Raw genomic sequence first — 2,522 nt, 5'->3', positions numbered from 1 at the left:
GTGTCAACGGCGGAGCAAAACCAGGCCGTTGGGCGGCGCAAAAGTAGGCCACTTGGCGCCGCAAGCGGGGAACGGCGGGAGGGCGTAGCCCGACTAGAGTTTCCCGCTTGCGGCGTCGGCTATTTTCGTGAGGGCTTCAGCCTGCCTTTCGGGCGCGGCTTTGGGCGAGACGGTAGCTTTCGCCGTTCATCTCGAGGATGTTGACGTGGTGGGTGATGCGATCGAGCAGTGCGCCGGTCAGACGCTCGGAGCCCAACGTCTCCGTCCATTCATCGAAAGGCAGATTGCTGGTGATCAGCGTCGCGCCGCGTTCGTAACGCTGCGAGATCAGCTCGAACAGCAGTTCCGCCCCGGTCTTGGAGAGCGGCACGAAGCCCAGCTCGTCGATGATGAGGAGCTTGTAGGTAGCCATCTGCTTCTGGAAGCGCAGAAGACGCCGTTCGTCGCGAGCCTCCATCATCTCGCTGACGAGAGCGGCGGCCGTGATAAAGCCGACTGCCAAGCCCTTCTGGCAGGCGGCCAGACCGAGACCGAGGGCGACATGAGTTTTGCCCGTGCCACTGGGGCCGAGCGCGATGACGTTCTCGCGGCGCTCGATCCATTCACAGCGCGCCAATTCCAATACCTGCATCTTGTTGAGCTTCGGAATGGCGGTGAAGTCGAAGCTGTCGAGGCTTTTGACGACCGGGAACTTCGCCGCCTTGATACGGCGTTCGACCTTGCGGCGGTCCCGCTCGATCATCTCCCGCTCGGCAAGACGAGCAAGGTATCCGACATGGTCCACGCCTTCGGACGCGCATAGCCGGGCCAGCTTCTGGTGCTCGCGCTGGAAGGTCGGCAGCTTGAGGGTCTTGAGGTAATGGGAAAGCAAAATCGCAGGGGGATTGTCAGGCGCTTCGGCGCTCATGCCGCTTCTCCTGCATCCGATGACAGGAGGCGCATGTATGCCTTCGCCGACGTCGTCTCGACCGTCGCCCTTGGCAGGTAAGGATAGATGGACAGGTCCAGCCGTGGCGGCCGGCGCTCCACCCGACACAGGAGAAGATGCTTGACGGCGTCGAAGCTGATCGCGCCGAGTTGGAGGGCCTGCTTCACCGCCCCGTGCAGATCGACGAGATCGAAGCTTTCCAGCAAACGCAGCACCTGCACATACTCACGGCGGCCCTGCTTGGCCATACGTGCTTCCATCAGGCGGCGCAGCGTGGCGAACTCTTCGGGCAATTCCCATCCCTGAAGAGGGGCGGCCTGATCCAATGCATTGATCTTCTGCTCGATCAGCGGCAGGTAATGGATGGGATCAAAGACGACGTCTTCCCGTTCCCAGCTCCGGGGATGACGAGCAATGATCTCGCCGCGGCAGCCGATCACCACCTCGTCGACATAACCCCGGACCCAGACTTGCCTGTGGCCATAGGCGACCGGAACAGAGTAGTCGTTGGTCTTGTAGCGGACCAGGGATTGCGCCGTCACTCTGGCGCTGGCCTGGTCACAGGCATCGAACGGCGAAGCCGGCAATGCGCGCATGGCGGCGAGATCGCGCTGCAGCCGCTCTCCGATCGTCTCGCTCTCGCCGCGCAGCCTGTCGTGCTGGCGCTTGCGGCACTGCTCTTCCAGCCAGGTGTTGAACACATCCCATGTCGTGAACCGTGGGATCGGAACCATGAAGTTGCGACGAGCATAGCCAACGAGGCCCTCGACATTCCCCTTGTCGTTGCCCTTGCCGGGGCGACCGTAGCGATCCCGGATCAGGTAGTGGGACAGGAAGCCGCTGAACAGCGCCGCTCGCTTGCGCGTGCCGTCGGGCAAGATCTTGACCACCAGGCAACGATCATTGTCGTAGACGATCGATTGCGGCACGGCCCCGAAGAAGGCGAACGCATGGATGTGGCCATCGACCCACGCCTCAGCCACCGCAGCGGGATAGGCTCGCACATAGCAGGCGTCGCTATGCGGCAGGTCGAGCACAAAGAAACGGGCTTTCTGCTCGACACCGCCGATCACCACCATCGCCTCGCCGAAGTCCGCCTGTGCATGGCCGGGCGGATGCGACAGCGGCACGAACATCTCCTGGCAGCGCTGCTCTCGCTCGCGCATGTAATCCTTGATGATCGTGTAGCCGCCGGTGAACCCGCATTCGGCACGCAGCCGGTCGAACACTCGCTTGGCCGTATGGCGCTGCTTGCGCGGAACCGTCAGGTCCTCATCCAGCCAATGATCGATGGTCGAAACAAATGCATCCAGCTTCGGACGTCGGATCGGTGACCGGCGCTGATAGCCGGGAGGAGTCGAATACGACAGCATCTTGGCAACGCTGTCGCGCGATATGTTGAAATGCTTCGCTGCCTGACGCCGGCTCATCCCTTCCGAGACGGCCAGGCGAACCTTCAGATAAAGTTCCACGGTGTAGATCCCCTGTCCCTCCTGCGTTCAATGCAGAAGGGAAATAGGTGGCCGGATTTTACTCCGCCCGCGGCCGGACTATCCCGCCGCTACCGTGGCCGGTTTTTGCACCGCCGCTCTCA

Annotated in this window: 2 protein-coding genes; both read right to left on the bottom strand. The window is 62.3% G+C overall.

Going from position 1 to position 2,522, the window contains the following annotated elements:
- Positions 1-136: 136 nt before the first annotated feature.
- A complete protein-coding gene (gene istB / locus C7441_RS23655; RefSeq protein ID WP_069708664.1) occupies positions 137-907 on the bottom strand; it encodes an IS21-like element helper ATPase IstB in 771 nt (256 codons plus the stop codon).
- Entirely contained in the window at positions 904-2,400 is a 1,497-nt protein-coding gene (istA, locus tag C7441_RS23650; protein WP_069708665.1) for an IS21 family transposase, read from the bottom strand. Before istA ends, istB begins: the two co-directional genes overlap by 4 nt.
- Positions 2,401-2,522 lie beyond the last annotated feature (122 nt).

This window comes from Pseudaminobacter salicylatoxidans, assembly GCF_003148475.1.
Classification (GTDB): domain Bacteria; phylum Pseudomonadota; class Alphaproteobacteria; order Rhizobiales; family Rhizobiaceae; genus Pseudaminobacter; species Pseudaminobacter salicylatoxidans.
This window is presented reverse-complemented; position numbering and strand designations above follow the sequence as displayed.